Genomic DNA, 6010 nt, shown 5'->3' on the forward strand with positions numbered 1-6010 from the left:
GAGGACGCGTGATTGATACTCTGCGGTTGCGTGAGGAGCAGTTGGCCCGCGCTTCGGAAATTATTCGCTATGACGATCTTCCTTTCGAACAGCCGGATTTCATTGCCGGCGCGGATGTGGGGTTTGAACAGGAAGGGACGATTACCCGCGCGGCTATCGCCGTTATGCGCTATCCCTCGCTGGAATTGGTGGAGTATAAAATTGCGCGGGTCGACACGACGATGCCATACATTCCCGGGTTTCTCTCCTTTCGGGAATGTCCGGGCCTGATTGCCGCCTGGCGGATGCTTGAGCACAAGCCGGATTTGTTATTTGTCGACGGACATGGTATCTCACATCCGCGTCGGCTTGGCGTCGCCAGTCATTTCGGTCTATTGGTGAATGTGCCGACGATTGGCGTGGCGAAAAGCCGTTTATGTGGGCGTTTCGAGCATCTGTCCGCCGAGGTGGGCAGTCAGCAGCCGCTGCTGGATAAAGGTGAACAGATTGGCTGGGTATGGCGCAGCAAGGCGCGCTGCAACCCGTTGTTCGTGGCGACAGGCCACCGGATCGGTATGGATAGCGCATTGCTGTGGGTAAAGCGCTGTATGCGCGGTTATCGTCTGCCCGAACCTACGCGCTGGGCCGATGCGGTAGCCTCTGGACGGCCTGCGTTTCAGCGCTGGCAGCAACAAATGTTGTGAGCGCTCCGGTTATAAAAACTTTAAGAATTCAGGCATAGGGCGCAGCGGCAATTTCAGGTACACTGCCGCCCATTGCCTCTAAATGAGCATAAAATAAAAGATGTTACGTAATCCAATTCATTTGCGTTTGGAAAAGCTCGGAAGCTGGCAGCATGTCACGTTTATGGCATGCCTCTGCGAACGTATGTATCCCAATTATCATGAATTCTGTCAGCAAACCGGGTTTGGCGATGCCATGGTTTATCGCCGCATTCTCGATCTGGTTTGGGAAACGCTGGTGGTCAAAGATGCAAAAGTCAATTTTGATAGCCAACTGGAAAAATTAGAAGAGGCAATTCCTGCTTCTGATGACTATGATATTTATGGTGTCTACCCGGCGATTGACGCCTGTATTGCTTTAGGCGAGCTGATCCACTCCCGCTTAAGCGGTGAAACGCTGGAGCATGCGATCGCCATCAGCGAAGCGTCGATTCGCACGGTCGCCATGTTGGAAATGACGCAGGCAGGTAGAGAAATGACCGATGATGAGTTGAAAGTACTGCCTGCAATTGAAGAGGAATGGGACATCCAATGGGAGATTTTTCGCCTGTTGGCTGCCTGTGAAGAGCGTGACATCGAATTGATTAAGGGACTCCGCGCCGATCTGCGTGAGGCCGGAAGTAGCAATATTGGGATAAATTTAAGTCAATAACACGATAAAACGTGATTTAAGGCCTTAAATGGCATGTCTTAAGGCTTCACATCCGCACCCTGTCTGGTCTACATTTGGGGGGCGTAATAAAAGTGGCTGTCGGTGCGTATATGCAGGAGAGTGCTATCATGGCATATCCGTCGCACTCGATGCTTAGCAAGCGATAAACACACTGTAAGGATAACTTATGAATAAGACTCAACTGATTGATGTAATTGCGGACAAAGCTGATCTTTCCAAAGTACAGGCAAAAGCAGCATTGGAATCAACTCTGGCGGCGATTACTGAGTCTCTGAAAGAAGGTGATGCAGTACAATTGGTTGGTTTTGGTACGTTTAAAGTAAACCATCGTAATGAGCGCACTGGCCGCAATCCACAAACTGGTAAAGAAATCAAAATTGCTGCTGCCAACGTGCCAGCGTTTGTTTCTGGCAAGGCGCTGAAAGACGCCGTTAAATAAGCCATGCCGGTTAAAAGTTTAAGCAGAGGGGCGTTTTCGCCCCTTTTGCTTTTATCGCGTTGGTTCGTCATTGGGGCCGCAATAGCGCTGATCGTGGCTTGCAGCAGCCATACCCCGCCCCCGCCGGTCTTAGCCAGCGGCTATATTTCCGATCACGGCGTTGTTCGTCTGTGGCGCAAAGATGATTCTCAGCATGATACCGTCAGGCTGTTGGTGGTTTATAACCCGATTCAGGGTAATCATTCGGTCGTCACCCAGTATCTGTATCAGCAGGGTAACGTACGTGAAATCGAGAGAAAGCTGGAAACGCAGAAAGATGAGACCCAAATCCGCTTTGCGGAAGACGGAACGGTCAGCTTTATGCAACGCCAACTGGCGGAGAGGCGAGAGTCAATCTCCGATGACGATCTCGCTCTTTATCAGTGGGATGCCAAACGCCTACTGGAACTCAGCGATGTGCTGAAGGCGGGTAAAGTCACCCTGCAACAGGGAATATGGCAGAACGGACAGGTGATAACCTGTGATGGCGCAAGGGTTCAACCCGATTTCGACAACGCTTCACGGGAATGGATAGCCCAGCGGAGGCAGCAACTCGCAGGATTGTCATCATTGAGCATTGCATGGCTGGAGGCGCCGGAAGGCACACAGCTGTTGCTGGTGGATCAAGGGGATTTTTGCCGCTGGCAATCAGACGCAGACCGGCTGTAATGCGTATGCGATGATAACCCGATAAACGGTGAAAACAGGTGCAACATAAAAAACCCGGATTTCTCCGGGCTTGTCGGTTTGTCAGGCTTGTTCCCGCTCGATGGCGCGATAGCCAATATCTTTCCGGCAGAAACATCCCTGCCACTGAATTTCAGCAGCCAGTTCGTAGGCCCGCTTCTGGGCATCCGCCACGGTATTACCTAATGCCGTCACGCACAGGACGCGTCCGCCATTCGTCACGACGTTCATGCCATTCAATGCAGTACCCGCGTGAAACACTTTACCATCCTTAGCATCCTGCCGGGGTAAACCAGAAATCACATCGCCATGATGATAATCGCCCGGATATCCGCCAGCGGCCAATACGACGCCTAACGATGGGCGCTCATCCCATAGCGAGTCTTTCTCATTCAGCTTACCTTCACAGGCGGCGAGACACAGTTCAATCAGGTCGGAACGTAGGCGCAGCATGATGGGCTGTGTTTCCGGATCGCCAAAACGACAGTTGAATTCAATCACTTTTGGCTGGCCGTCTGAGGAAATCATCAACCCGGCGTACAGGAAGCCGGTGTAGACATTGCCTTCCGCCGCCATTCCTTTAACCGTCGGCCAAATCACCTGATCCATGACGCGCTGATGAACCTCATCGGTAACGACAGGGGCAGGGGAGTAAGCGCCCATGCCGCCGGTATTCGGCCCGGTATCTTTATCTCCGACACGTTTATGATCCTGGCTGGTGGCCATCGGCAACACGTTTTCACCGTCAACCATCACGATGAAACTGGCTTCCTCGCCGTCCAGAAACTCTTCCACCACGATACGATGTCCGGCATCGCCAAACGCATTGCCGGCCAGCATATCCTGAATGGCGTTTTCGGCATCTTCCAGCGTCATGGCGACAATCACCCCTTTGCCTGCCGCCAGACCGTCCGCCTTGATCACGATGGGGGCGCCTTTGCGACGAACATAAGCCAGCGCAGGCTCGACTTCCGTAAAGTTTTGATACTCGCTCGTAGGGATTTTATGCCGGGCGAGGAAATCCTTGGTAAAGGCCTTTGAACCTTCTAGCTGAGCCGCCGCCTGAGTCGGGCCGAAAATTTTCAGCCCTGCTGCACGGAAAGCATCGACTACGCCGATCACCAAGGGCGCTTCCGGGCCGACAATGGTTAAATCGATCTGATTTTGCTGAGCAAAATCGACTAAAGCGGAAATGTCGGTTGCGGCAATATCGACGTTGCTCAGTGACGGTTCCAGCGCCGTTCCCGCATTACCCGGCGCGACATAGACGTTGTCTGCCAGCGGTGACTGTGCTGCTTTCCAGGCCAGCGCATGTTCACGCCCGCCATTACCGATAATTAAAATGTTCATGTTAGTCAGATCCTGAATTAATGGCGGAAATGGCGCATGTCGGTGAAGATCATCGCAATGCCATGTTCATTTGCAGCGGCGATGACTTCATCGTCACGAATAGAACCACCGGGTTGGATGACGCACGTGATACCCACCGCAGCAGCGGCATCAATACCATCGCGGAACGGAAAGAAAGCGTCAGAGGCCATGGATGAACCTCTCACTTCCAGCCCCTCATCGCCGGCTTTGATACCTGCAATTTTGGCGGAATATACCCGGCTCATCTGGCCTGCGCCGATACCGATGGTCATATTGTCACGGGCGTAGACAATGGCATTGGATTTAACGAACTTGGCCACTTTCCAGCAGAACAACGCATCACGTAATTCTTGCTCGCTGGGCTGGCGCTCCGTAACCACCCGCAACTGAGAGGCATCGACCATCCCCAGGTCGCGATCCTGTACCAGCAGGCCGCCGTTCACGCGTTTGAAGTCCAAACCCGGTACACGCTGTTGCCATTCGCCACAAACCAGTACGCGTACATTCTGTTTGGCTGCGGTAACTTTCAGCGCCGCTTCGCTGGCGGACGGCGCAATAATGACTTCAACAAATTGGCGGCTGATAATCGCCTGCGCCGTTTGTTCGTCCAACTCGCGGTTAAAGGCAATAATGCCGCCGAAAGCAGACGTTGGGTCGGTTTTGTAGGCTCGCTCATAGGCATCAAGAATCGAACTACCGATAGCCACGCCGCATGGATTGGCATGTTTGACGATAACGCAGGCGGCTTCAGTGAACTCTTTAACACATTCCAGAGCAGCGTCGGTATCGGCGATATTATTGTAGGACAGGGCTTTGCCCTGTAATTGTTGAGATGTTGCGACAGAAGCTTCCGTTACATTTTCTTCTATATAGAAGGCCGCCTGCTGGTGGCTGTTTTCGCCATAGCGCATATCCTGCTTTTTCACGAAGTTCAGGTTAAGCGTGCGTGGGAAAGGTCCTGATGGTTTATCCGTTTCGCCATAATAAGGCGGCACCAGGGCACCGAAGTAGTTAGCAATCATGCTGTCATAAGCTGCGGTGTGCTCAAAAGCTTTGATCGCCAGATCGAAACGCGTCTCGTAGGTCAGCGAGCCGTTGTTGGCATCCATCTCGTTAATGATGGTGTCGTAGTCGCCGCTCTTAACCACAATAGCCACATCTTTATGATTCTTGGCCGCAGAGCGAACCATCGTCGGTCCGCCAATATCGATATTCTCGACGGCGTCTTCCAGTTTGCAGTCTGGACGGGCGACGGTCTGGGCAAACGGATAAAGATTCACGACAACCATATCGATAGGTTGGATATCGTGTTTTGTCATGATGGCATCATCCTGCCCGCGACGTCCCAGAATGCCGCCATGAACTTTCGGATGCAGAGTTTTAACGCGTCCATCCATCATTTCCGGGAAACCGGTATAGTCTGATACCTCCGTTACCGGTAAGCCTGCATCGGCCAGCAGATGTGCTGTGCCTCCGGTGGAAAGCAGCTCTACCCCACGTTGAGACAAGGCTTGAGCAAAGTCGACAATACCTGCTTTGTCAGAAACGCTGAGCAGAGCACGGCGGATAGGACGAGGTTGTTGCATGATGATGGTATCCCTTGGATTTGGGTAGTCAGTAAAGAACAGTACGTGAATATCGTCTTTTTCTTTATTTACAGACCAGCGATGACAAGACAAAGAAAAATATTCAGTTAACGTCCACAACAAGAGGGCGCGTTTTTCGCGGAAGAATTGTAGCGAAAACGTTTGCGTGATGCTCGTCTAATTTTAATCAGAATCTTATCTGTGGATAAGTTTGTGTAAAAAAGGGTATAAGCCGGTGTTTTGCTGTGTATTGCAGCAAACGATGATTTTTATGCGAAATACCTATTGCGGCCTGCGCAGAAGTCCCTATAATGCGCCTCCACTGACACGGCAACGGCGATTACGCAGTTGGGGTGACGGTAAGGAGTCAGGCAATAATCACTTGACTTCACAGCGGAATTGCATAACATATGCGGCCCGCGCCACGGTTGCCGTGGCACTGCTCTTTAACAATTTAATCAGACAATCTGTGTGGGCACTCACAAGACAATAT

Annotated in this window: 6 protein-coding genes; 4 read left to right on the top strand and 2 right to left on the bottom strand. The window is 51.9% G+C overall.

The window, feature by feature from the left end; all coding sequences use genetic code 11:
- The first annotated feature begins 8 nt into the window (after nucleotides 1–8).
- The 4 genes from nfi to HOY33_RS19905 all read left to right on the top strand — a co-directional run bounded on the left by nfi (nucleotide 9) and on the right by HOY33_RS19905 (nucleotide 2542).
- On the top strand, nucleotides 9–683 hold the full coding sequence (gene nfi / locus HOY33_RS19890) for a deoxyribonuclease V (RefSeq protein ID WP_172291781.1): 675 nt from the start codon (nucleotides 9–11) through the stop codon (nucleotides 681–683).
- Nucleotides 684–783: 100 nt separating this feature from the next.
- A complete protein-coding gene (locus tag HOY33_RS19895; RefSeq protein ID WP_172291782.1) occupies nucleotides 784–1374 on the top strand; it encodes a YjaG family protein in 591 nt (196 codons plus the stop codon).
- Between the two features lie 187 nt (nucleotides 1375–1561).
- Complete coding sequence (hupA, locus tag HOY33_RS19900; RefSeq protein ID WP_009114799.1) at nucleotides 1562–1834, top strand: nucleoid-associated protein HU-alpha; 273 nt, start codon at nucleotides 1562–1564, stop codon at nucleotides 1832–1834.
- A gap of 3 nt (nucleotides 1835–1837) precedes the next feature.
- Nucleotides 1838–2542: a DUF1481 domain-containing protein gene (locus tag HOY33_RS19905; RefSeq protein ID WP_172291783.1), complete on the top strand. Its 705-nt coding sequence runs from the start codon at nucleotides 1838–1840 to the stop codon at nucleotides 2540–2542.
- An 81-nt stretch (nucleotides 2543–2623) separates the two neighbouring features.
- On the opposite strand, the gene purD is transcribed toward HOY33_RS19905, so the two are convergent.
- Nucleotides 2624–3910, bottom strand: a complete 1287-nt coding sequence (gene purD / locus HOY33_RS19910) for a phosphoribosylamine--glycine ligase (RefSeq protein ID WP_172291784.1) — start codon at nucleotides 3908–3910, stop codon at nucleotides 2624–2626.
- A 17-nt stretch (nucleotides 3911–3927) separates the two neighbouring features.
- Nucleotides 3928–5517: a bifunctional phosphoribosylaminoimidazolecarboxamide formyltransferase/IMP cyclohydrolase gene (gene purH, locus HOY33_RS19915; protein ID WP_172291785.1), complete on the bottom strand. Its 1590-nt coding sequence runs from the start codon at nucleotides 5515–5517 to the stop codon at nucleotides 3928–3930.
- Between the last annotated feature and the right edge of the window lie 493 nt (nucleotides 5518–6010).

The organism is Brenneria sp. hezel4-2-4 (assembly GCF_013155275.1).
Lineage (GTDB): Bacteria > Pseudomonadota > Gammaproteobacteria > Enterobacterales > Enterobacteriaceae > Brenneria.

Bases quoted from the DNA above. Each gene is read 5' to 3' on its own strand.
- purH (WP_172291785.1), bottom strand. From the start codon at position 5,517: ATGCAACAACCTCGTCCTATCCGCCGTGCTCTGCTCAGCGTTTCTGAC.
- HOY33_RS19905 (WP_172291783.1), top strand. From the start codon at position 1,838: ATGCCGGTTAAAAGTTTAAGCAGAGGGGCGTTTTCGCCCCTTTTGCTT.
- HOY33_RS19895 (WP_172291782.1), top strand. From the start codon at position 784: ATGTTACGTAATCCAATTCATTTGCGTTTGGAAAAGCTCGGAAGCTGG.
- hupA (WP_009114799.1), top strand. From the start codon at position 1,562: ATGAATAAGACTCAACTGATTGATGTAATTGCGGACAAAGCTGATCTT.
- purD (WP_172291784.1), bottom strand. From the start codon at position 3,910: ATGAACATTTTAATTATCGGTAATGGCGGGCGTGAACATGCGCTGGCC.